Here is a 21481-nt window from a genome sequence, read left to right as displayed (position 1 = left end):
GCATGATTTTTGTTGCTGTCGATTTTTTGATGGATTCATTCGCCAAGGATCCGGCAGCTACTGAACAAGGAGAGCAATGATGGCAGGTACAACAGTCAGCGGTATTGGCTCGGGCATCGATACCCAGGCGATCGTGGAATCCCTGGTGGCCGCGCAGAAGGCGCCGAAGCAGGCGCAGATCAATACCCAAACGCTGAAGGCAACCACCACGTTGTCCTCGATCGGCAAGATTCAGTCGGCCCTGGATGCCTTCCGTGGCGCTTTGACCAACATGACCGATAGCAATAGCTTTGGTGGTCTGAGCTTGAAGTCCTCGGATGAGAAGGTTGCGACCGTGACCATGGGCACGGGTGCGGCCAACGGTTCATTCTCGTTGGTGGTCAGCAAGCTTGCGACTGCCTCGAAAGTGTCGACCAAGGTTTATGCTGGCGGCGCTGGCTCGGTAGTCAATTCCGGCTCCACTCCGACCACCTTGAAGATCAGCCAGAGTGGCAAGGATTACGACCTCAGCGTTCCCCCGGGCGCGACACTGCAGCAGGTGCGGGACAGCATCAACAGCCAGTTCGGCGTGGCGGGCCTGAGTGCCAACGTGCTGACGGATGCCTCGGGTTCGCGTTTGATCATCACCTCGACCAAGATGGGTGTAGGTTCTGATATCACGCTTTCGGGAACCTCCGGTATCGATACCGGTTACACCGTCATCGATCCGCCAACGGATGCAGAGTACACGCTTGATGGCATTGCCATGAAGTCCAAGACCAATGACATCACTGATGCGGTCAGCGGCCTGAACATCAAGCTGGTCGGCACGTCTCCGAAAAACGCCACGAGCGGGGAGCTGACGCCCACCGTGCTCTCGCTGAGTACCAGCAGCACCGCGCTGAAGTCTGGCCTCAAAGGCTTCATCGATACCTACAATGCTTTGCTGACGGTGCTCAACACGGAAACCAAAGTCACCAAGAACGCCGATGGTTCCATGACCGCAGCAGCGCTGACGGGTGATGCGTCGATGCGTGCACTGATGACGTCCATTCGTGAAGAGCTCAATGCCGTATCCGGCAATGGCACGTTGAAGTCCCTTGCCGCGTTCGGCGTCACTTCGTCCCAGGACGGCGGCCTGCTGAGCCTGGACGACAAGAAGTGGGACAAGGCGGCTACCAGCAATGCGGCCGACCTGACCAGTATCTTCAATGGCAAGGACGGCCTGTTGGCGCGTTTGCAGAAGGTGACCGAGCCGTTTGCCAAGGCCAGCACCGGTACCCTTGCCGAGCGCTCCAAGACCCTGAGCGAGAGCCTGACCAAGCTCAAGACCGAACAGGACACCCTGGATGCGCGTATGGAAGCCCTGCAAAAGAGCTTGCAGGACAAGTACAACAACATGGATACCCTGGTTACCCAGTTGCGCCAGCAGCAGAACTCGGTGCTGAGTACCCTCAACGCGCTGAACAAAGCCAATAGCGACGATTAATCCGTGAACATTGCATGAAGTCCGGGCATGATGCCCGGCTTCATGTCATCGGCCGGTAAAGTTTTGCACCGCCTGCCCGATACAGGGAATATCACCCCTTTAAGTCTGCTCGTCACGAGGTCGCAAGATGAATCCCATGAGAGCCCTTCGTCAGTACCAGAAGGTCAATTCCCATGCCCAGATTTCCGAAGCCACGCCCCATCGCCTGGTGCAGATGCTGATGGAGGGCGGCCTCGATCGCATGGCCCAGGCCAAAGGCGCCATGGCGCGCGGCGACATCGCGGAGAAGGGCCTGATGCTCGGCAAGGCGATCGATATCATCATCGGCCTGCGCGATGGTTTGTCGCCTGAAAAAAGCGAAAACCCGGAGTATGTCGAGCAGCTCGACGCCTTGTATGTCTACATGACCAATCGTCTGATGCAGGCCAACGTCGATAACGATGCCAGCATCATCGACGAAGTTGCCCAGTTGCTGATTACCGTAAAAAGCGGTTGGGACGGGATCGCCGACGCCCAGCCCGCCAGCTGACGGCAAGGAGAATACCGTGAACGCACTGCAACGCCTCGATGACACCTGCGATGCCCTGGTCGGCGCCTTGGGTGAGCGTGACTGGGATGCCATTGCCAAGCTGGATGTGGCCTGCCGTGCGTGCATCGACGAGGTGCTGAAAACCCATGCGATGGACCAGGCGTTGCTGCGCGAGAAGCTGGAAGGGGTGCTGCAGGTCTACCGCAGTCTGATCGATGTGACAACCGGTGAACGCCAGGCTATTGCCGAAGAGATGATGCAGATCAATCAGGCGAAAAATGCTTCGAAGGTTTACCATCTGTTCAGTTAAGATGCGCACAACTGAATGAAAGGCGCCATAAATTTGACTGTGCGGGCCTTTTTGACTTTACTAGTGGCTGTTTTCGAATTTCAGACGTCCGAACACTGACCATTCAGTCGGAATGATGTCGAGCACGCCCTCGGGCGCCGATATGACTAGGGAAGTTGCTATTGCATGTGGCGTGAAACCAAGATTCTGCTGATCGACGACGACAGCGCACGCCGCCGTGACCTGGCGGTGGTGCTGAACTTTCTCGGCGAAGAAAACCTCGCTTGCTCCAGCCAGGACTGGCAGCAAGTGGTCGAGCCGTTGTCTTCGAGTCGCGAAGTGCTGTGCGTGCTCATCGGCACTGTAAACGCCCCGGGCAATCTCCTTGGGCTCGTTAAGACAGTGGCTGGGTGGGATGAGTTCCTTCCAGTTCTGCTTTTAGGTGAAATTTCTTCTGCGGAGTTCCCGGAAGACCTTCGCCGCCGGGTACTTTCCAACCTGGAAATGCCGCCAAGCTACAGCCAGTTGCTGGATTCGCTGCACCGTGCTCAGGTCTATCGCGAGATGTACGACCAGGCGCGCGAGCGTGGCCGCCAGCGCGAACCCAACCTGTTCCGCAGCCTGGTTGGCACCAGTCGTGCCATCCAGCACGTGCGGCAGATGATGCAGCAGGTGGCCGATACCGATGCCAGCGTGCTGATCCTGGGTGAGTCCGGCACCGGCAAGGAAGTGGTGGCGCGTAACCTGCACTACCATTCCAAGCGCCGCGAAGCGCCGTTCGTGCCGGTTAACTGCGGCGCGATTCCGGCTGAACTGCTGGAAAGCGAGCTGTTCGGCCACGAGAAGGGCGCCTTCACCGGGGCGATCACCAGCCGTGCCGGGCGTTTCGAACTGGCCAACGGCGGTACCCTGTTCCTCGACGAAATCGGCGACATGCCGTTGCCGATGCAGGTCAAGCTGCTGCGCGTGCTGCAGGAGCGTACCTTCGAGCGCGTGGGCAGCAACAAGACCCAGAGCATCGACGTGCGCATCATCGCCGCGACCCACAAGAACCTCGAGACCATGATCGAGGAGGGTACGTTCCGCGAAGACCTGTACTACCGCCTCAACGTGTTCCCCATCGAGATGGCGCCGCTGCGCGAGCGGGTGGAAGACATCCCGCTGCTGATGAACGAGCTGATTTCGCGCATGGAGCACGAGAAGCGCGGCTCCATCCGCTTCAACTCGGCATCGATCATGTCGCTGTGCCGCCATGGCTGGCCGGGCAACGTGCGCGAGCTGGCCAACCTGGTCGAGCGCATGGCGATCATGCACCCGTACGGGGTGATTGGCGTGTCCGAGCTGCCGAAGAAATTCCGTTACGTCGATGACGAAGACGAGCAGATGGTCGACAGCCTGCGTAGCGACCTGGAAGAGCGTGTGGCGATCAACGGCCATACGCCGAACTTCAGCGGCCACGCCATGCTGCCGCCTGAAGGCCTGGACCTGAAGGACTACCTGGGTAGCCTGGAGCAGGGCCTGATCCAGCAGGCGCTGGACGATGCCAACGGTATCGTTGCGCGCGCGGCTGAACGTTTGCGCATTCGTCGTACCACCCTGGTCGAGAAGATGCGCAAGTACGGCATGAGCCGCCAGGGTGGCGAGGAACAGGCGGAGGATTGACGCCTGGTGGGCGCCTGTACCGGCCTCTTCGCGGGCGCGCCCGCTCCCACAGGAATATCACCGAGTTAAAGTTGTGCATCAATCCTGTGGGAGCAGGTGTGCCCGCGAAGAGACCAGTACAGGGGGCCAAAATCCACAGGCACTGCGCAAGGCTTGAAGTCTGTGCGGTCCCTGTGCGAGCGGGCTCACCCGCGAAGAGGCCGGCACGGCCAGCCCAAATCCCCATCTCCGGCACGGCTATTGCTACACCGCTGGCACCACACCGTTTTTATGACGGTCAGCCACGCGAGAGAGCACGATGCCCCAGGCCGCCCACGTATCCCGAGCCCCCGTTCCGCAGGGGCAAACCCCGGTCGAGCAGGAAAGCCGTCAGGGTGTCGAGCAGGCCTTCGCCTTGTTCAATCAGGTATCCAGCCAGCTGAGCCAGTCCTACAGCCTGCTCGAAGCTCGGGTCAGCGAGCTCAAGGGGGAGCTGGCAGTGGTCAGCGCCCAGCGCATCGACGAACTTGGCGAAAAGGAGCGCTTGGCCAACCGCCTGCAGAACCTGCTGGACCTGCTGCCCGGCGGGGTGATCGTGATCGATGGCCAGGGCTTGGTACGCGAAGCCAACCCGGCCGCCTGCGAACTGCTTGGCGGGCCGCTGGTCGGCCAGCTGTGGCGCCAGGTGATCGCCCGCAGCTTTGCCCCGCGCAAGGATGACGGTCACGAAGTCTCGCTGCGCGACGGTCGCCGTCTGTCCATCGCCACCCGCTCGCTGGATGCCGAGCCCGGCCAGTTGGTGCTGCTCAACGACCTGACCGAAACCCGTCGCCTGCAAGACCAGCTGGCCCGCCACGAGCGCCTGTCGTCGCTGGGGCGCATGGTCGCCTCGCTGGCGCACCAGATCCGCACGCCACTGTCGGCGGCCATGCTCTACGCCAGCCACCTGGCTGACCCTGAACAAGACCTGGGTGCGGAAACCCGCCAGCGCTTTGCCGGTACCCTGAAAGAGCGCCTGCACGAACTGGAGCACCAGGTGCGCGACATGCTGGTGTTCGCCCGTGGCGAGCTGCCGCTGGGTGATCGGGTCACGCCAAAAGCCCTGTTCCAGGCCTTGCAGCAAGCGGCTCAAGCGCATGTGCAAGGGCACGCGGTGCGCTGGCAGTGCAACAGCCACCTGGGTGAACTGCTGTGCAACCGCGACACCCTGGTCGGTGCCCTGCTCAACCTGATCGAAAATGCGCTGCAAGCCAGCGACGGCCCGGCGCGACTGAAAGTGCACCTGTTCCGCCGCGAGCGTAGCCTGCAGTTGTGCATCAGCGACGCCGGCAGTGGCATCGACGCAGACCTGCTCGGCCGCCTGGGTGAGCCGTTCCTGACCACCAAGGCCACTGGCACTGGCCTGGGCCTGGCGGTGGTCAAGGCGGTGGTGCGCGCGCACCAGGGCAAGATCGGCCTGCGTTCGAAGGTCGGTCGTGGCACCTGCGTGCGGGTGGAACTGCCGTTGATCGACGGGCAACTGGCGGAGGGCATGTAGTGGCGATCAAGGTACTGCTGGTCGAGGACGACCGCGTATTGCGCCAGGCATTGGGCGATACCCTGGAAATCGGCGGTTTCGACTACCTGGCGGTGGGCAGTGCCGAGGAGGCGCTGGAGGCGGTGCTGGAAGAGGCTTTCAGCCTGGTGGTCAGTGATGTGAACATGCCTGGCATGGATGGGCACCAACTGCTGGCCCAGCTGCGCCGCCAGCACCCGCAATTGCCCGTGTTGCTGATGACCGCGCATGCCGCGGTGGAGCGTGCCGTCGAGGCGATGCGCCAGGGGGCCGCCGACTATCTGGTCAAGCCGTTCGAGCCCAAGGCGTTGCTCAGCCTGGTCGAGCGGCATGCCGCCGGGCGGGTGGTTGAAGAAGAAGGCCCGGTGGCGTGCGAGCCGGCCAGTCGTCAGCTGCTGGAGCTGGCCGCGCGCGTGGCGCGCAGTGACTCGACCGTGCTGATTTCCGGCGAGTCCGGCACCGGCAAGGAAGTGCTGGCGCGTTACATTCACCAGCAGTCGCCGCGGGCGGCGCAGCCCTTCGTGGCAATCAACTGCGCGGCCATCCCTGACAACATGCTCGAGGCTACCCTGTTCGGCCACGAGAAGGGTGCCTTTACCGGCGCCATTGCTGCCCAGGCCGGCAAGTTCGAGCAGGCCGAAGGCGGCACTCTGCTGCTAGATGAAATCTCGGAAATGCCAATGGCCTTGCAGGCCAAGCTGCTGCGCGTGCTGCAGGAGCGCGAGGTGGAGCGGGTAGGCGGGCGCAAGCCGATCAGCCTGGATATCCGCGTGCTGGCCACCACCAACCGTGACCTGGCTGGCGAAGTGGCTGCCGGGCGTTTCCGTGAAGACCTGTACTACCGCCTGTCGGTGTTCCCTCTGGCCTGGCGCCCGCTGCGCGAACGCCCAGGGGACATCCTGCAACTGGCCGAGCGCCTGTTGGCGCGTCATGTGGCGAAGATGAAGCATGCCCCGGTTCGCCTGTCGCCCCAGGCCCGGGCCTGCCTGCAGACGTATGCCTGGCCGGGCAACGTGCGCGAACTGGACAACGCTTTGCAACGGGCGCTGATCCTGCAGCAGGGCGGGGTGATCGAGGCGGCGGATTTTTGTCTGGCAGGCGCCATTCCATTGTCGGCTAGCATCGAGCCATCCCCTGAAGTGGTGGTCGAGGCTGGCGGGCTGGGCGATGACATGCGTCGTCATGAGTACCAGATGATCATCGACACCCTGCGCGCCGAGCGCGGTCGCCGCAAAGAGGCGGCCGAACGCCTGGGGATAAGCCCGCGCACCTTGCGCTACAAGCTGGCGCAGATGCGTGATGCCGGATTCGACGTCGAGGCCAGTCTGTTCGGCTGATTGACACCGCATCCTGCTGCGCGTGCGGCCCTTGTGGGAGCGGGTTTACCCGCGAACACCGGCGAAGCCGGTGCCATACACCGTGTCGCATTCTTCGCGGGTGAACCCGCTCCCACAGGGCTATGTTGCCTGAGCCCTGTAGGCTGGCACCTTTGTTGCTTTAGGTTGGCTATTCGCCGCATGACTGTCAAAAAAATGCGGCCGCAGGAGAGAGAAGGGTCATGAGCCAAGGTGTTGAATTCAATCGTCTGATGTTGGACATGCGGGCCATGCAGGCCGATGCCATGTCGCTGCCCAAGGTGGCCGCAGCCCCCGAGCTGGCACCGGGGCAGAGTACCTTTGCCGACATGCTCGGCCAGGCCATCGGCAAGGTGCATGAGACGCAGCAGGCTTCGACTCAGCTGGCCAACGCCTTCGAGATCGGCAAGAGTGGCGTCGACCTGACCGACGTGATGATCGCTTCGCAAAAGGCCAGCGTGTCGATGCAGGCCCTGACCCAGGTACGCAACAAGCTGGTCCAGGCGTACCAGGACATCATGCAGATGCCAGTTTGAGGACGGATGTAAACCATGGCTGAAGCAGTCGTCGACAACGCCCCCGCCAAAAGCGGCCCGCCAGCGGCCAAACCACCGCTGTTCGGCATGGCGTTTCTGGAAAACATCGCGCAGATGCCCATGCTGCGTCAGATCGGCCTCATGGTCGGCCTGGCCGCCAGCGTGGCGATCGGCTTTGCCGTGGTGCTGTGGTCGCAACAACCCGATTACCGTCCGCTGTACGGCAGCCTGGCGGGCATGGACACCAAGCAGGTCATGGACACCCTGGCCGCTGCCGACATCCCCTACAACGTTGAGCCCAATTCCGGCGCTCTGCTGGTCAAGGCCGACGACCTCTCCCGTGCGCGCCTGAAGCTGGCGGCTGCCGGTGTGGCGCCGAGCGATGGCAATGTCGGCTTCGAGCTGCTCGACAAGGAGCAGGGCCTGGGCACCAGCCAGTTCATGGAAGCCACCCGTTACCGTCGCAGCCTGGAAGGCGAACTGGCGCGTACCGTGTCCAGCCTGAACAACGTCAAGGGCGCGCGCGTGCACCTGGCCATTCCGAAAAGTTCGGTGTTCGTGCGTGACGAACGCAAGCCCAGCGCCTCGGTACTGGTCGAGCTGTACCCGGGCCGTGCCCTGGAAGCCGGGCAGGTGATGGCTATCGTCAACCTGGTCGCCACCAGCGTGCCGGAACTGGACAAGTCCCAGGTCACCGTGGTCGACCAGAAGGGTAACCTGCTGTCCGAGCAGATCCAGGACACTGCCCTGACCCAGGCAGGCAAGCAGTTCGACTACAGCCGCCGGGTGGAAAGCATGCTCACCCAGCGGGTGCACAACATCCTGCAGCCGGTGCTGGGCAATGACCGCTACAAGGCCGAAGTGTCCGCCGACCTCGACTTCAGCGCGGTCGAGTCCACCTCCGAGCAGTTCAACCCCGACCAGCCGGCGCTGCGCAGCGAGCAGTCGGTCGACGAACAGCGCGCCAGCAGCCAGGGCCCGCAAGGTGTGCCCGGCGCGCTGAGCAACCAGCCGCCAGGCCCTGCCTCGGCACCGCAGACCACCGGTGGTGCCGCTACCCCGGCCGCGGCCATCCAGCCTGGCCAGCCGCTGGTGGATGCCAACGGCCAGCAGATCATGGACCCGGCCACCGGTCAGCCAATGCTCGCGCCGTACCCGTCGGACAAGCGCCAGCAAAGCACCAAGAACTTTGAGCTGGACCGCTCCATCAGCCATACCCGCCAGCAGCAGGGGCGCATGACTCGCCTGTCGGTGGCGGTGGTGGTGGACGACCAGGTCAAGATCGACCCGGCCAGCGGCGACACCACCCGTGCGCCGTGGGGCGCCGAAGACCTGGCACGCTTCACTCGCCTGGTGCAGGATGCAGTCGGCTTCGATGCCAGCCGTGGCGACAGCGTGACGGTGATCAACGTGCCGTTCGCCGCCGACCGTGGCGAAGAGATCGCCGACATCGCCTTCTACCAGCAGCCGTGGTTCTGGGACATCGTCAAGCAGGTGCTGGGCGTGGTGTTCATCCTGGTGCTGGTGTTCGGTGTGCTGCGGCCGGTGCTGAACAACATTACAGGGGGCGGCAAGCAGGCGGCCCCGGACAGCGACATGGAGCTGGGCGGCATGATGGGTCTGGATGGCGAACTGGCCAACGACCGCGTCAGTCTGGGTGGCCCGACAAGCATTCTGCTGCCTAGCCCGAACGAGGGTTACGAGGCACAGCTCAACGCAATCAAAGGCCTGGTGGCCGAAGACCCGGGCCGCGTTGCCCAGGTCGTGAAAGAGTGGATCAACGCCGATGAGTGATAACCGAGCCGTTACCGCCAAGCTGAGCCGCGTCGACAAGGCGGCGATCCTCCTGCTTTCGCTGGGCGAGACCGATGCGGCCCAGGTGCTGCGGCACATGGGGCCCAAGGAAGTGCAGCGGGTGGGTGTGGCCATGGCGCAGATGGGCAATGTGCACCGTGAACAGGTCGAGCAGGTGATGAGCGAGTTCGTCGAAATCGTCGGCGACCAGACCAGCCTGGGCGTGGGCTCCGATGCCTACATCCGCAAGATGCTCAACCAAGCCCTGGGCGAGGACAAGGCCAACGGCCTGGTCGACCGCATCCTGCTCGGTGGCAACACCAGCGGCCTGGACAGCCTCAAGTGGATGGAGCCGCGCGCCGTGGCCGACGTGATCCGCTACGAGCACCCGCAGATCCAGGCCATCGTGGTCGCCTACCTCGACCCCGACCAGGCCGGCGAAGTTCTGAGCAACTTCGACCACAAGGTGCGCCTGGACATCGTCTTGCGCGTGTCGTCGCTGAACACCGTGCAACCGGCGGCGTTGAAGGAGCTGAACCAGATCCTCGAGAAGCAGTTCTCGGGCAACTCCAACGCGGCGCGTACCACCCTGGGCGGCATCAAGCGTGCCGCCGACATCATGAACTTCCTCGACAGCTCGGTGGAAGGTGCACTGATGGACGCGATCCGCGAGATCGACAGCGACCTGTCGGAGCAGATCGAAGACCTGATGTTCGTCTTCAACAACCTGGCCGACGTCGACGACCGTGGCATCCAGGCGCTGCTGCGCGAAGTGTCGTCCGACGTGCTGGTGGTGTCGCTCAAGGGCGCCGACGAGCGGGTCAAGGACAAGATCTTCAAGAACATGTCCAAACGTGCCTCGGAGCTGTTGCGCGACGACCTGGAGGCCAAGGGGCCGGTACGGGTCAGCGATGTGGAAACGGCGCAGAAGGAAATCCTCACCATCGCCCGCCGCATGGCCGAGGCCGGCGAGATCGTGCTCGGCGGCAAGGGTGCCGAGGAAATGATCTGATACTGGTGGTGAACCCACCGTTGATCCTGTGGGAGCGGGCGTGCCCGCGAAGCAGGCGCTGCGGTGGATGGCACGGGCGATGCCCGTGTTCGCGGGCGCGCCCGCTCCCACAGAGACCCGTGTGGGTCGAAGATGCGTTGAGTACCTGAAAACATGCCCACCAAAGAACATCACCCCAGCGACCTGATCCGCGCCCGCGACCTCGAGGGCGTGGACGTGTGGGCGCTGCCCAGCTTCGACCCGGAACCGGAGCCTGAACCCGAACCAGAGCCGGAGCCGGAGCCCGAGGTAATCGAGGAAGAAGTCGAGGAAGTGCCGCTGGAAGAAGTCCAGCCGCTGACTCTGGAAGAACTCGAGGCCATCCGTCAGGAAGCCTACAACGAAGGCTTCGCCACCGGTGAGCGCGAGGGCTTCCACAGCACCCAGCTCAAGGTTCGCCAGGAAGCCGAAGAGGCTTTGAAAACCAAGCTGGAAAGCCTCGAGCGGCTGATGGCCAACCTGATGGAGCCGATCGCCGAACAAGACACGCAGATCGAGAAAGCCCTGGTCCACCTGGTGGCGCACATGACCCGCCAGGTGATCGGTCGCGAACTGCGGGGCGATTCCAGCCAGATCACCCAGGTACTGCGCGAAGCGCTCAAGCTGCTGCCCATGGGGGCGGACAATATCCGCATCCACCTCAATCCGCAGGATTTCGAGCTGGCCAAGGCCCTGCGCGAACGCCATGAGGAAAGCTGGCGGCTGCTTGAAGACAGCGCGCTGCTACCAGGCGGCTGCCGCATCGAGACTGCCCACAGTCGCATCGACGCGACCATGGAAACCCGCATCGAGAAAGCCGTGGCGCAACTGTTCGACCAGTTGCACGACCATTCGCTGCACCCGGCTGCACCGGACATGTCGGTAGACCTGGGCAGCCCGCCAGAGCGCAGCGTGGACAACCCAGATGCACCTTGAACGTACCAGTTTCGGCAAGCGCCTGGGCAGTTATGCCGAGGCCATCGAACTGCCGGCCCAGCCCATCGTCGAAGGCCGCCTGCTGCGCATGGTCGGCCTCACCCTGGAAGCCGAAGGCTTGCGCGCCGCAGTCGGCAGCCGTTGCCTGGTGATCAACGACGACAGCTACCACCCGGTGCAGGTCGAAGCCGAAGTCATGGGTTTTGCCGGGCCCAAGGTATTCCTCATGCCTGTCGGCAGCATCGTCGGCATCGCCCCCGGCGCCCGTGTGGTGCCGCTGGATGACGGTGGCCGCCTGCCCATGGGCATGAGCATGCTCGGCCGGGTGCTCGACGGCGCTGGCCGCGCGCTGGATGGCAAGGGCGGGATGAAGGCTGAGGATTGGGTGCCGATGGATGGCCCGGTGATCAACCCGCTGAACCGCGACCCCATCAGCAAGCCGCTGGACGTGGGTATTCGCAGCATCAATGGCCTGCTCACCGTCGGTCGCGGCCAGCGCCTGGGCCTGTTCGCTGGTACTGGCGTGGGTAAGTCGGTGTTGCTGGGCATGATGACCCGCTTCACCGAAGCCGAGATCATCGTCGTCGGCCTGATCGGTGAACGGGGTCGTGAGGTCAAGGAATTCATCGAGCATATCCTGGGTGAAGAAGGCCTCAAACGCTCGGTGGTGGTTGCTTCGCCTGCCGACGATGCGCCACTGATGCGCCTGCGCGCCGCCATGTACTGCACGCGTATTGCCGAGTACTTCCGCGACAAGGGCAAGAACGTGTTGTTGCTGATGGACTCGCTGACCCGTTTCGCCCAGGCCCAGCGGGAAATCGCCCTGGCCATCGGCGAACCGCCGGCCACCCGGGGTTACCCGCCGTCGGTGTTCGCCAAGTTGCCCAAGCTGGTGGAGCGGGCGGGCAATGGCGAGCCGGGTGGTGGTTCGATCACCGCGTTCTACACCGTCTTGTCCGAGGGCGATGACCAGCAGGACCCGATTGCCGACTCGGCGCGCGGCGTACTCGATGGCCACTTCGTGCTGTCGCGTCGGCTGGCCGAGGAAGGCCATTACCCGGCCATCGACATCGAAGCCTCGATCAGCCGGGTCATGCCCCAGGTGGTCGATGCCGACCATCTGCGTCAGGCGCAAAAGTTCAAGCAGTTGTGGTCGCGCCTGTCGCAAAGCCGCGACCTGATCAGCGTGGGCGCCTATGTGGCCGGTGGCGACCCGGAAACCGACCTGGCCATTGCCCTGCAATCGAAGCTGGTGGATTTTTTGCGCCAGGGCCTGCGCGAAAACGTGGGCATGGCGCAAAGCCGCGAACAGTTGGGGGCGATCTTCACGCCCCCGGCAGGCTGATAGGCCATGGCGCTGCCTGGACGCGCCGCGCGCCTGGCGCCGGTGGTGGACATGGCCGAGGAGGCCGAGCGCAAGGCAGCCCAGCGCCTTGGGCATTTCCAGCAACAGGTGGCCACAGCCCAGGCCAAGCTGGCCGAGCTCGAGCGGTTTCGTGAGGATTACCAGCTGCAGTGGATCAACCGTGGCGGGCAGGGGGTCAATGGCAGCTGGCTGGTCAATTACCAGCGCTTCCTCGGGCAGCTGGAAACGGCCATGACCCAGCAGCGCCAGAGCCTGGTCTGGCACCAGAACAACCTCGATAACGCGCGCGGCACCTGGCAGCTGGCCTATGCTCGGGTGGAAGGCTTGCGCAAGCTGGTGCAGCGCTACCTGGACGAAGCCCGACGTGCCGAAGACAAGCGCGAACAGCGGCTGCTCGACGAGCTGTCGCAGCGCCTGCCGCGGCAAGCTCACCTATAGGTTTGTCACGGGCCTTGCAGCGCCTGTGGCGAGCACTTGCCACCCTCGCTATCGCCTGCTAAACCTTTAAGGAGTTGCATCCGCCATCATCGAAGGAATCGCTAGCATGGCAGTCGAGACTGACTTTTCGCAGGACGGGAAAAAGCTGACGATCAAGATCAAGGGGCGTTTCGATTTCGGCAAACACCAGGAATTTCGTGACGCCTACGAACGCCAGCCCAGCCGGCCCGATTCGGTGGTCGTCGACCTGAAGGACACCACCTACCTCGACAGTTCCGCGCTCGGCATGCTGCTGTTGCTGCGCGACCACGCGGGCGGTGATGAGTCGGATGTGCGCGTGGTGCATGCCAGCTCCGACGTGCGCAAGATCCTCGCCATCTCCAATTTCGAAAAACTCTTCGATATCAGTTGAGCGCCGACATGCCGGCCGAACAGGCGTTGACCGTGCTGGTCGCCGAAGACGGTGCCGCCGACCGCTTGTTGTTGGCGCAGATCGTCCGCCGACAGGGCCATCAGGTATTCACCGCGGAAAACGGCGAGCAGGCGGTGGCGCTGTTCATCGAGCGGCGCCCGCAGCTGGTGCTGCTGGATGCGCTGATGCCGGTGATGGATGGCTTCGAGGCGGCGCGGCAGATCAAGGCTCTAGCCGGCGAGGCGCTGGTGCCGATCATTTTTCTGACCTCGCTGAACGAGGAAGAGGGCCTGGTGCGCTGTTTGGAGGCCGGTGGCGATGACTTCATGGCCAAGCCGTACAGTGCAGTAATTCTCGGCGCCAAGATCCGCGCCATGGACCGCCTGCGCCGGCTGCAGGCCACTGTGCTGGAGCAGCGTGACCAGATTGCCCGGCACCACCACCACCTGCTCAACGAGCAGCGGGTGGCCAAGGCAGTGTTCGACAAGGTGGCCCACTCCGGGTGCCTGGCCGCGCCCAACATCCGCTACCTGCAATCGCCCTACGCGCTGTTCAATGGCGACCTGATGCTGGCCGCGTTCACCCCGTCCGGCGACATGCGCGTGATGCTCGGGGATTTCACCGGCCACGGCTTGCCGGCGGCGGTAGGGGCCATGCCACTGGCCGACGTGTTCTACGGCATGACCGCCAAGGGCTACGGCGTGGCGCAGGTCCTGCGCGAGATGAACGCCAAGCTCAAACGCATCCTGCCGGTGGACATGTTCTGTTGTGCGCTGCTGCTCAACCTCAGCATGCAGCGCGGTACGGTAGAAGTGTGGAACGGTGGCATGCCTGACGGCTATCGCCTGGCGGTAGATGGCCAGGTGCTGTCGGCGCTGAGTTCACGACACCTACCGCTGGGCATTCTGGACGCCGAGCGTTTCGATGACAGCACCGAGGTGTTGCCGTTGGCGCCCGGCGAGCGCCTGCTGTTGCTGTCGGACGGCGTGCTCGACACCGCCGACGACCAGGAACGCCTGTTCGGCGTGCAGCGCCTGCGCAGGGTGCTGGCCGACAACCGTGACCCGGCACGGCTGTTCGACGAAGTGATGCAGGCCCTGGAGCGCTTTGGCGGGCGACCGCGCGATGACATCAGCCTGTGCGACATCCGGATGTTCAGCGCCGAGGAGCGGGTACCGGCGCCGATGATCTACTCTGATAGCGGCCGCTCCAGCCCGCTGGACTGGTCGCTGGGGTTTGAGGTGCGTGGCGAGAGCCTCAAACGCTTCAACCCGGTACCGTACCTGGTGCAGTTGTTGCAAGAGATTCACGGCCTGCGCGCACGTACCGGCAACCTGCACAGTGTGCTCAGCGAGTTGTATTCCAATGCCCTGGAGCATGGTGTGCTGGGCCTGGACTCGCAGCTCAAGTGCGATGTGCAGGGCTTTGCCGACTATTATCAGGAGCGCGCCCGGCGCCTGGGGGGGCTGACCGACGGTTATGTGCGCATCGAATTCAAGGTTGAACCGTATGCCGAGGGCGGGCGTCTGAACATAGAGGTCCGTGACAGTGGTGCCGGGTTCGATGTGCAGCGGGTGCTGTCGCGGCCCTCGCTGGAGCAGGGGCTGAGCGGGCGAGGTTTGAACCTGGTGCGGCGGCTGGCCAGCAGCGCGCGCTGGAGTGAGGGCGGGCGCTGCGCGCATGTGGAGTTCGTCTGGTGAGCCACTGGCTGGCTCGGGCATAATCTGGCTTGATCAAGGAGTGAACAAGTGACTGACATGCATATTGACCCCAAGGTACTCAGTGACCTGCGTGAGGTCATGGAAGATGGCTACTTGCAGTTGGTGCAGACCTTTCTCGACGACTCCGAGCGGCGCCTGGGCCAGCTGCACGCGGCCAAAAGTGCCGAAGAGCTCGGTTCGGCCGCCCACAGCTTCAAGGGCAGCAGCAGCAACATGGGCGCGGTTGCGTTGGCCAGCCTGTGCCAGCAGCTGGAAGAGCGCGCACGGCGGCCCCCGCTGTATGGCATCGAGGACCTGATCAACCGTATCGACCAGGAGTTCCTCGAGGTGCAGCGCTTCTACCGGGGGGAGCAGCAGCGCATTTCGGCGGGCTGAGGCGTAACTTGGCGCGAGTCTTGCCTGTCTCTGGCTGGATGATTTTTTTGTTTCTGGCGCGGAGACCGCTCGATGCCTGTCGCACCCAACCCATTGTTGCAAGCCAACGCCATTGCCAAGACCTCGCGTTCGGCCACCGCACAGGCCGACAAGCCGCAGCAGGTGCCGGGCGACAAGGGCGACGGCTTCGGCCAGGTGATGGCCAGGCAGGGGCGCGACAAGGCTGCCGGGCAGGAAGACAAGGTTGCCCAGGCCAAGCCCAAGGACAAACCCGAGGCGGCACAGGCCGGCAAGAAAGATCCTGCCGACAAGCCCGCGGTTGCCGATGACGGCAAACAATTGCCAGCCGATGACCAGGTCCAGGCCGACACCGGCTTGCGCGATGCCAGCCTGGTGGCCGGCCAGGTCACCGATGCCCAGCCAGGCGCACAACTGATCCAGGCCCAGGCCGAGGCGGTGGCACCGGTGCTTCAAGCCGCCGCGGCGCAGGTGCAGACGTCGGTCACGGCCGCGCTGCCCGAGGAGCCGGCCGCCGAGGAAGCCTTCGACCCTGACGCCGACCCTTTGGCCAACCTGCCGACCTTGCGTCTGGCGCTGGAGCACAGCGCCCAGGCCAAGGGGGCGACCTCGGCGCATGCCCTGGACCCTGCGCAGGCTCAGGGCGAGGAGGGGCAGGTGGCCGTCAATACCTTGGCGAATCTGGTCGAGAATGCCGAGGGTGAAAAGGGTGAGCCTGGTGACAAGGCCTTTGGTGCCTTGCTCGAAGATGGCCTGAAGGACAGCAAGAGCGCCGGCAGCGATACGCGCGTCGACGATTTTGCCAACCGCCTGGCCAACCTGACCCAGGCCGCCACGGCCAAGACCGCCAATGCCGTGCCGGCCAATCCCGGCCCGTTGCACCAACCGTTGCCGATGAACCAGAACGCCTGGGCCGAGGGCCTGGTCAACCGGGTCATGTACCTGTCCAGCCAGAACCTCAAGTCGGCGGATATCCAGCTGGAGCCGGCGGAACTGGGCCGCCTGGACATTCGCGTCAATGTTGCGACGGACCAGTCGACCCAGGTCACCTTCATCAGCGGCCACGCCGGCGTACGTGACGCCCTCGACAGTCAGGTGCACCGCCTGCGTGAGCTGTTCGCCCAGCAAGGGCTGGCGCAGCCGGATGTCAACGTGGCCGACCAGTCGCGCGGGCAGCAACAGCAGCAGGGGCAGGCGCAAGGCAGCAACCTGTCCGGGGTGGCGGCGCGCCGGGCCGAGCAGGGGGGCACCGAGACGGTCGATAGCGCCCGGCCTGTGGAGCAGCAGGTGGTAGTGGGTGACAGTGCGGTCGATTATTACGCGTGATGCGGGGTGCATGCCTTAAGGTTTTTTGCGCCTGTGAGATCGAGCGCCGCCCGCGCGGCGCTTCGCAGCACAAGGCTGCTCCTACGTCTGTTTCGGGCCAATATCTCCTGTGCCAGGTGGGTTGCAGCCTTGGTGCATGGCTGAGGATTGATGAAAAGCAGCCGCGCCCTCCCTCGATATTGAATGGAACAAACAAGGCGGACAGAGGTGAACTCACAGGAGTGACTGGCCCGAAACAGATGTGGGAGCAGCCTTGTGCTGCGAAGCGCCGCGCGGGCGGCGCTCGATCTCACAAGCGCAACACATCTACCGTCGAACCCCTCTAAGCCCCATCCCATCCCTCCAGCCAAAAACTGGCATAACACTTGCTCAAGCCAAGCCATCCTCCCTTGAACCCCCGATGGACGACGGATTATTGGCATGGCGAAGAGCGAAACAGTCAAAGACCCCGCCACTAAAGGCAAACTCAAGCTGATCCTGCTGGCCGTAGTGGGCCTGTTGCTGGCGATCGGCCTTTCGGTGGGCGCTACCTGGTTCATCATGCACAAGAGCGAGCCGGCCCCGGCCGCCGAACCTGCAGCCAGCAACGTCAAGCCTGCGGCCATCTACGAAGCGCTGGCCCCGGCCTTCGTGGTCAACTTCAACCAGAACGGTCGCCAGCGCTACATGCAGGTGAGCATCACCCTGCAAGCGCGCAACCAGGCCGACCTGGATGCCCTCAAGGTGCACATGCCGGTGATCCGCAACAACCTGGTGATGATGTTCTCAGGGCAAGGCTTCGACACCCTGGCCGGCAGCCCGGTGGGGCAGGAAATGCTGCGCCAGAAGGCCACCGCGGTGGTCCAGGAAGTGGCGCAGAAGGAAGTCGGCAGGCCGGTCGTCGACCAGTTGCTGTTCACCAATTTCGTATTGCAGTAGGAGTCCGCAATGGCCGTACAGGACCTGCTGTCCCAGGATGAAATCGATGCCCTATTGCATGGCGTCGACGACGGGCTGGTGCAGACCGAGAGTGCATCCGAGCCTGGCAGCATCAAAAGCTACGACCTGACCAGTCAGGACCGAATCGTGCGGGGTCGCATGCCGACCCTGGAAATGATCAACGAGCGCTTCGCCCGTTACACCCGTATCAGCATGTTCAACCTGCTGCGCCGCTCCGCCGACGTGGCGGTGGGTGGCGTGCAGGTGATGAAGTTTGGCGAATACGTACACTCGCTGTATGTGCCGACCAGCCTCAACCTGGTCAAGATCAAGCCGCTGCGTGGCACCTCGCTGTTCATCCTCGACGCCAAGCTGGTGTTCAAGCTGGTGGACAATTTCTTCGGTGGCGACGGCCGCCACGCCAAGATCGAAGGCCGCGAGTTCACCCCCACCGAATTGCGGGTGGTGCGCATGGTGCTGGACCAGTGCTTCGTCGACCTCAAGGAAGCCTGGCAGGCCATCATGCCGGTCACCTTCGAGTACATGAACTCCGAGGTCAACCCGGCCATGGCCAACATTGTCGGCCCCAGCGAGGCGGTGGTGGTGTCCACCTTCCACATCGAGCTGGACGGCGGTGGCGGCGACCTGCACGTGACCATGCCGTACTCGATGATCGAGCCGGTGCGGGAAATGCTCGATGCCGGTTTCCAGTCCGACCTGGACGACCAGGACGAGCGCTGGATCAAGGCCTTGCGCGAGGACGTGCTGGACGTGGCCGTGCCGCTGACCGCCACGGTCGCTCGACGCCAGCTGAAGCTGCGCGACATTCTGCACATGCAGCCTGGCGACGTGATCCCGGTGGAGCTGCCCGAGCACCTGGTGCTGCGCGCCAACGGCGTGCCGTCGTTCAAGGCGCGCCTGGGTTCGCACAAGGGCAACCTGGCGCTGCAGATCATCGACCCGATCGAACGCCGCTGACGGCGTGCCGGTCGCTCATAACGAATTGAATGCCTGTCGAGGAAACCATGGCTAACGAAAACGAGATCACCTCCCCAGAGGACCAGGCGCTGGCCGATGAGTGGGCTGCGGCACTGGAAGAAACCGGTGCAGCCGGCCAGGCTGACATCGATGCACTGCTGGGTGGTGACACCGGTAGCAGCACCAGCGGCGCGGGCCGCCTGCCGATGGAGGAGTTTGCCAGCTCGCCGAAGCCGAACGAAAACGTCAGCCTCGAAGGCCCTAACCTGGACGTGATCCTGGACATCCCGGTGAGTATTTCCATGGAAGTGGGCAGCACCGAAATCAACATTCGCAACTTGCTGCAGCTCAACCAGGGCTCGGTGATCGAGCTCGATCGCCTGGCCGGCGAGCCGCTCGACGTGCTGGTCAACGGCACGCTGATCGCCCATGGCGAAGTGGTGGTGGTCAACGAAAAGTTCGGCATCCGCCTGACCGACGTGATCAGCCCCAGCGAACGTATCAAGAAGCTGCGCTGAGTGAAGGGTACGATGCGCGCCATCGCGGCGTTCGCCGCGCTGCTCGCCAGCCAGGCCTGCCTGGCTGCGGCCACGCCGGCGGCTACCCCGGTAGCTGCGCCTGGCAGCCTCGGCGGGCAACTGGCGCAGATGGTCTTCGGCCTGCTGCTGGTGGTTGGCCTGATCTTCTTCCTGGCCTGGTTGCTGCGGCGTCTGCAGAGCACGGCGGTGAAGGGCGGGCAGGTGATCGAGATCGTCGGCAGCCGGGCCATCGGCCCGCGTGACCGCCTGCTGCTGGTGCAGGTGGGCAAGGAACAGATCCTGATCGGTCATACCCCCGGCAGCATCGAGGCCTTGCATGTGCTGGCCGAACCCGTGGAAGTGCCGGAAAGCGCCCGCCAGGCGACGCCGGAGTTTGCCCAGCGGCTGATGGAGCTGATGGGCAAGGACCCTAAGGACAAAAAGTGATGAGCGGCGCGCTGCGTATGTTGTTGATTTTGGCGCTGCTGCTGGTTGCGCCGCAGGCCTTGGCCGCCGACCCGCTGTCGATCCCGGCCATTACCCTGTCCAATACCCCGGACGGGCAGCAGGAATATTCGGTCAGCCTGCAGATCCTGCTGATCATGACGGCGCTCAGTTTCATCCCGGCGTTCGTCATCCTGATGACCAGCTTCACCCGTATCATCATCGTGTTCTCGATCCTGCGCCAGGCGCTGGGCTTGCAGCAGACGCCGTCGAACCAGTTGCTCACCGGCATGGCGCTGTTCCTGACCATGTTCATCATGGCCCCGGTATTCGACCGGGTGAACCAGGACGCGCTGCAGCCGTACCTGAAGGAGCAGATGACCGCCCAGCAGGCCATCGACAAGGCCCAGGGGCCGCTCAAGGACTTCATGCTGGCGCAAACCCGGCAAAGCGACCTCGACCTGTTCATGCGCCTGTCCAAGCGCACCGATATCGCCGGCCCGGACCAGGTGCCGCTGACGATTCTGGTGCCTGCGTTCGTCACGTCCGAGCTGAAGACTGCGTTCCAGATCGGTTTCATGATCTTCATTCCGTTCCTGATCATCGACATGGTGGTGGCCAGTGTGCTGATGGCCATGGGTATGATGATGCTGTCGCCGCTGATCATCTCGCTGCCGTTCAAGATCATGCTGTTCGTGCTGGTCGATGGCTGGGCGCTGATCATGGGGACCCTGGCCAGTAGTTTCGGCGGCGTCTGACGCCGTCAAGGAGAGCCGCCGATGACACCTGAAGTTGCTGTCGACCTGTTCCGTGATGCCCTGTGGCTGACCACCCTGATGGTCGCCGTGCTGGTGGTGCCGAGCCTGCTGGTGGGCCTGGTGGTGGCGATGTTCCAGGCTGCCACGCAGATCAACGAACAGACCTTGAGTTTCCTGCCGCGCCTGCTGGTGATGCTGATCACGCTGATCATCGCCGGGCCGTGGCTGGTGCAGAAGTTCATGGAGTACATCACCAGCCTCTATACCAACATCCCGCAGCTGATCGGTTGACGCGGCGATGCTGGAGCTGACCGACACGCAGATCGGCACCTGGGTCGCCACTTTCATCCTGCCGTTGTTCAGGGTGACCGCGGTGCTGATGACCATGCCGATCTTCGGCACTCGCATGTTGCCGGCGCGAGTGCGCCTGTACGTGGCGGTGGCGATTACCGTGGTGATCGTGCCAGCGCTGCCGCCCCTGCCAGAATTCGACCCGCTGAGCCTGCGCGGTTTGCTGCTGTGCGCCGAACAGATCATCGTCGGCGCGCTGTTCGGCCTGGCCTTGCAGCTGCTGTTCCAGGTTTTCGTGATAGCCGGGCAGATCGTCGCGGTGCAGATGGGCATGGCCTTCGCTTCGATGGTCGACCCCGCCAATGGTGTCAACGTCACGGTGATCAGCCAGTTCATGACCATGCTGGTGAGCGTGTTGTTCCTGCTGATGAACGGCCACCTGGTGGTGTTCGAGGTGCTGACCGAAAGCTTCACCACCTTGCCGGTGGGCAACGCGCTGGTGGTCAACCATTTCTGGGAGCTGGCCGGGCGCCTGGGATGGGTGTTCGCCGCCGGCCTGCTGCTGATTCTTCCGGTGATCGCCGCGCTGCTGGTGGTGAACATTGCCTTCGGTGTGATGACTCGCGCCGCACCGCAGCTGAACATCTTCTCCATCGGTTTCCCGCTGACCCTAGTCATGGGCATGTTCATTTTCTGGGTCGGCCTGGCCGATGTGCTGTCCCACTACCAGGCATTGGCCAGCGACGCGCTGCAATGGCTTCGTGAACTGGCGAGGGCGCGCTGAG

General features: G+C 63.6%; 23 protein-coding genes. All 23 read left to right on the top strand.

Annotated features, from left to right (window positions below; all coding sequences use genetic code 11):
* Nucleotides 1–79: 79 nt before the first annotated feature.
* Nucleotides 80–1468, top strand: coding sequence for a flagellar filament capping protein FliD (gene fliD / locus A4C63_RS12060; RefSeq protein WP_063912849.1), 1389 nt, complete (start codon nucleotides 80–82; stop codon nucleotides 1466–1468).
* A 127-nt stretch (nucleotides 1469–1595) separates the two neighbouring features.
* Nucleotides 1596–1997 (top strand): flagellar export chaperone FliS, encoded by a 402-nt coding sequence (gene fliS, locus A4C63_RS12055; protein ID WP_063912848.1) that lies wholly within the window; start codon nucleotides 1596–1598, stop codon nucleotides 1995–1997.
* Nucleotides 1998–2013: 16 nt separating this feature from the next.
* On the top strand, nucleotides 2014–2307 hold the full coding sequence (locus A4C63_RS12050) for a hypothetical protein (protein ID WP_063912847.1): 294 nt from the start codon (nucleotides 2014–2016) through the stop codon (nucleotides 2305–2307).
* Between the two features lie 165 nt (nucleotides 2308–2472).
* Nucleotides 2473–3948 carry a transcriptional regulator FleQ gene (fleQ, locus tag A4C63_RS12045; RefSeq protein WP_063912846.1) on the top strand — a complete coding sequence of 492 codons (1476 nt, stop codon included), beginning with the start codon at nucleotides 2473–2475 and terminating at the stop codon, nucleotides 3946–3948.
* A gap of 298 nt (nucleotides 3949–4246) precedes the next feature.
* Nucleotides 4247–5464 carry a PAS domain-containing sensor histidine kinase gene (locus tag A4C63_RS12040; RefSeq protein WP_063912845.1) on the top strand — a complete coding sequence of 406 codons (1218 nt, stop codon included), beginning with the start codon at nucleotides 4247–4249 and terminating at the stop codon, nucleotides 5462–5464.
* A complete protein-coding gene (locus tag A4C63_RS12035; RefSeq protein WP_063912844.1) occupies nucleotides 5464–6819 on the top strand; it encodes a sigma-54 dependent transcriptional regulator in 1356 nt (451 codons plus the stop codon). The genes A4C63_RS12040 and A4C63_RS12035 overlap by 1 nt, the downstream gene beginning before the upstream one ends.
* A gap of 221 nt (nucleotides 6820–7040) precedes the next feature.
* Nucleotides 7041–7373 carry a flagellar hook-basal body complex protein FliE gene (gene fliE / locus A4C63_RS12030; RefSeq protein ID WP_013973606.1) on the top strand — a complete coding sequence of 111 codons (333 nt, stop codon included), beginning with the start codon at nucleotides 7041–7043 and terminating at the stop codon, nucleotides 7371–7373.
* 15 nt (nucleotides 7374–7388) lie between these two features.
* On the top strand, nucleotides 7389–9167 hold the full coding sequence (gene fliF, locus A4C63_RS12025) for a flagellar basal-body MS-ring/collar protein FliF (RefSeq protein ID WP_063912843.1): 1779 nt from the start codon (nucleotides 7389–7391) through the stop codon (nucleotides 9165–9167).
* The gene (fliG, locus tag A4C63_RS12020) at nucleotides 9160–10179 is read left to right on the top strand and encodes a flagellar motor switch protein FliG (RefSeq protein WP_003257289.1); all 1020 of its coding nucleotides are present in this window, start codon (nucleotides 9160–9162) and stop codon (nucleotides 10177–10179) included. The genes fliF and fliG overlap by 8 nt, the downstream gene beginning before the upstream one ends.
* A 153-nt stretch (nucleotides 10180–10332) precedes the next feature.
* A complete protein-coding gene (gene fliH / locus A4C63_RS12015; protein WP_063912842.1) occupies nucleotides 10333–11133 on the top strand; it encodes a flagellar assembly protein FliH in 801 nt (266 codons plus the stop codon).
* On the top strand, nucleotides 11123–12478 hold the full coding sequence (gene fliI, locus A4C63_RS12010; protein WP_063912841.1) for a flagellar protein export ATPase FliI: 1356 nt from the start codon (nucleotides 11123–11125) through the stop codon (nucleotides 12476–12478). The genes fliH and fliI overlap by 11 nt, the downstream gene beginning before the upstream one ends.
* Before the next feature lie 6 nt (nucleotides 12479–12484).
* Nucleotides 12485–12937 carry a flagellar export protein FliJ gene (gene fliJ / locus A4C63_RS12005; protein ID WP_063912840.1) on the top strand — a complete coding sequence of 151 codons (453 nt, stop codon included), beginning with the start codon at nucleotides 12485–12487 and terminating at the stop codon, nucleotides 12935–12937.
* Between the two features lie 106 nt (nucleotides 12938–13043).
* On the top strand, nucleotides 13044–13349 hold the full coding sequence (locus A4C63_RS12000; protein ID WP_013973600.1) for an STAS domain-containing protein: 306 nt from the start codon (nucleotides 13044–13046) through the stop codon (nucleotides 13347–13349).
* Between the two features lie 8 nt (nucleotides 13350–13357).
* Nucleotides 13358–15049: a fused response regulator/phosphatase gene (locus A4C63_RS11995; RefSeq protein WP_063912839.1), complete on the top strand. Its 1692-nt coding sequence runs from the start codon at nucleotides 13358–13360 to the stop codon at nucleotides 15047–15049.
* Nucleotides 15050–15097: 48 nt separating this feature from the next.
* Nucleotides 15098–15445, top strand: coding sequence for an Hpt domain-containing protein (locus A4C63_RS11990; protein ID WP_063912838.1), 348 nt, complete (start codon nucleotides 15098–15100; stop codon nucleotides 15443–15445).
* Nucleotides 15446–15517: 72 nt separating this feature from the next.
* Complete coding sequence (locus tag A4C63_RS11985) at nucleotides 15518–16789, top strand: flagellar hook-length control protein FliK (protein WP_063912837.1); 1272 nt, start codon at nucleotides 15518–15520, stop codon at nucleotides 16787–16789.
* A 420-nt stretch (nucleotides 16790–17209) separates the two neighbouring features.
* The gene (fliL, locus tag A4C63_RS11980; RefSeq protein ID WP_063912836.1) at nucleotides 17210–17707 is read left to right on the top strand and encodes a flagellar basal body-associated protein FliL; all 498 of its coding nucleotides are present in this window, start codon (nucleotides 17210–17212) and stop codon (nucleotides 17705–17707) included.
* 9 nt (nucleotides 17708–17716) lie between these two features.
* On the top strand, nucleotides 17717–18685 hold the full coding sequence (fliM, locus tag A4C63_RS11975; protein WP_063912835.1) for a flagellar motor switch protein FliM: 969 nt from the start codon (nucleotides 17717–17719) through the stop codon (nucleotides 18683–18685).
* A gap of 47 nt (nucleotides 18686–18732) precedes the next feature.
* Nucleotides 18733–19203: a flagellar motor switch protein FliN gene (gene fliN / locus A4C63_RS11970; RefSeq protein ID WP_063913081.1), complete on the top strand. Its 471-nt coding sequence runs from the start codon at nucleotides 18733–18735 to the stop codon at nucleotides 19201–19203.
* A gap of 12 nt (nucleotides 19204–19215) precedes the next feature.
* The gene (fliO, locus tag A4C63_RS11965; protein ID WP_063913080.1) at nucleotides 19216–19650 is read left to right on the top strand and encodes a flagellar biosynthetic protein FliO; all 435 of its coding nucleotides are present in this window, start codon (nucleotides 19216–19218) and stop codon (nucleotides 19648–19650) included.
* The gene (fliP, locus tag A4C63_RS11960) at nucleotides 19650–20405 is read left to right on the top strand and encodes a flagellar type III secretion system pore protein FliP (RefSeq protein ID WP_063912834.1); all 756 of its coding nucleotides are present in this window, start codon (nucleotides 19650–19652) and stop codon (nucleotides 20403–20405) included. Before fliO ends, fliP begins: the two co-directional genes overlap by 1 nt.
* Before the next feature lie 21 nt (nucleotides 20406–20426).
* Nucleotides 20427–20696 carry a flagellar biosynthesis protein FliQ gene (fliQ, locus tag A4C63_RS11955; protein ID WP_063912833.1) on the top strand — a complete coding sequence of 90 codons (270 nt, stop codon included), beginning with the start codon at nucleotides 20427–20429 and terminating at the stop codon, nucleotides 20694–20696.
* A 7-nt stretch (nucleotides 20697–20703) separates the two neighbouring features.
* A complete protein-coding gene (fliR, locus tag A4C63_RS11950; RefSeq protein ID WP_063912832.1) occupies nucleotides 20704–21480 on the top strand; it encodes a flagellar biosynthetic protein FliR in 777 nt (258 codons plus the stop codon).
* The last annotated feature ends 1 nt before the right edge of the window (nucleotide 21481 follow it).

The organism is Pseudomonas sp. p21, assembly GCF_001642705.1.
In the GTDB taxonomy this organism is placed as follows: domain Bacteria; phylum Pseudomonadota; class Gammaproteobacteria; order Pseudomonadales; family Pseudomonadaceae; genus Aquipseudomonas.
This window is presented reverse-complemented; position numbering and strand designations above follow the sequence as displayed.

Coding starts and splice junctions, on each gene's coding strand:
- fliE (WP_013973606.1), top strand. CDS start 7,041: ATGAGCCAAGGTGTTGAATTCAATCGTCTGATGTTGGACATGCGGGCC.
- fliH (WP_063912842.1), top strand. CDS start 10,333: ATGCCCACCAAAGAACATCACCCCAGCGACCTGATCCGCGCCCGCGAC.
- A4C63_RS12000 (WP_013973600.1), top strand. CDS start 13,044: ATGGCAGTCGAGACTGACTTTTCGCAGGACGGGAAAAAGCTGACGATC.
- A4C63_RS12040 (WP_063912845.1), top strand. CDS start 4,247: ATGCCCCAGGCCGCCCACGTATCCCGAGCCCCCGTTCCGCAGGGGCAA.
- fliI (WP_063912841.1), top strand. CDS start 11,123: ATGCACCTTGAACGTACCAGTTTCGGCAAGCGCCTGGGCAGTTATGCC.
- fliD (WP_063912849.1), top strand. CDS start 80: ATGGCAGGTACAACAGTCAGCGGTATTGGCTCGGGCATCGATACCCAG.
- fliF (WP_063912843.1), top strand. CDS start 7,389: ATGGCTGAAGCAGTCGTCGACAACGCCCCCGCCAAAAGCGGCCCGCCA.
- fliQ (WP_063912833.1), top strand. CDS start 20,427: ATGACACCTGAAGTTGCTGTCGACCTGTTCCGTGATGCCCTGTGGCTG.
- fliP (WP_063912834.1), top strand. CDS start 19,650: ATGAGCGGCGCGCTGCGTATGTTGTTGATTTTGGCGCTGCTGCTGGTT.
- fliJ (WP_063912840.1), top strand. CDS start 12,485: ATGGCGCTGCCTGGACGCGCCGCGCGCCTGGCGCCGGTGGTGGACATG.
- fliN (WP_063913081.1), top strand. CDS start 18,733: ATGGCTAACGAAAACGAGATCACCTCCCCAGAGGACCAGGCGCTGGCC.
- fliS (WP_063912848.1), top strand. CDS start 1,596: ATGAATCCCATGAGAGCCCTTCGTCAGTACCAGAAGGTCAATTCCCAT.
- fliR (WP_063912832.1), top strand. CDS start 20,704: ATGCTGGAGCTGACCGACACGCAGATCGGCACCTGGGTCGCCACTTTC.
- fliG (WP_003257289.1), top strand. CDS start 9,160: ATGAGTGATAACCGAGCCGTTACCGCCAAGCTGAGCCGCGTCGACAAG.
- fliO (WP_063913080.1), top strand. CDS start 19,216: ATGCGCGCCATCGCGGCGTTCGCCGCGCTGCTCGCCAGCCAGGCCTGC.
- fliL (WP_063912836.1), top strand. CDS start 17,210: ATGGCGAAGAGCGAAACAGTCAAAGACCCCGCCACTAAAGGCAAACTC.
- A4C63_RS11995 (WP_063912839.1), top strand. CDS start 13,358: ATGCCGGCCGAACAGGCGTTGACCGTGCTGGTCGCCGAAGACGGTGCC.
- fliM (WP_063912835.1), top strand. CDS start 17,717: ATGGCCGTACAGGACCTGCTGTCCCAGGATGAAATCGATGCCCTATTG.
- A4C63_RS11985 (WP_063912837.1), top strand. CDS start 15,518: ATGCCTGTCGCACCCAACCCATTGTTGCAAGCCAACGCCATTGCCAAG.
- fleQ (WP_063912846.1), top strand. CDS start 2,473: ATGTGGCGTGAAACCAAGATTCTGCTGATCGACGACGACAGCGCACGC.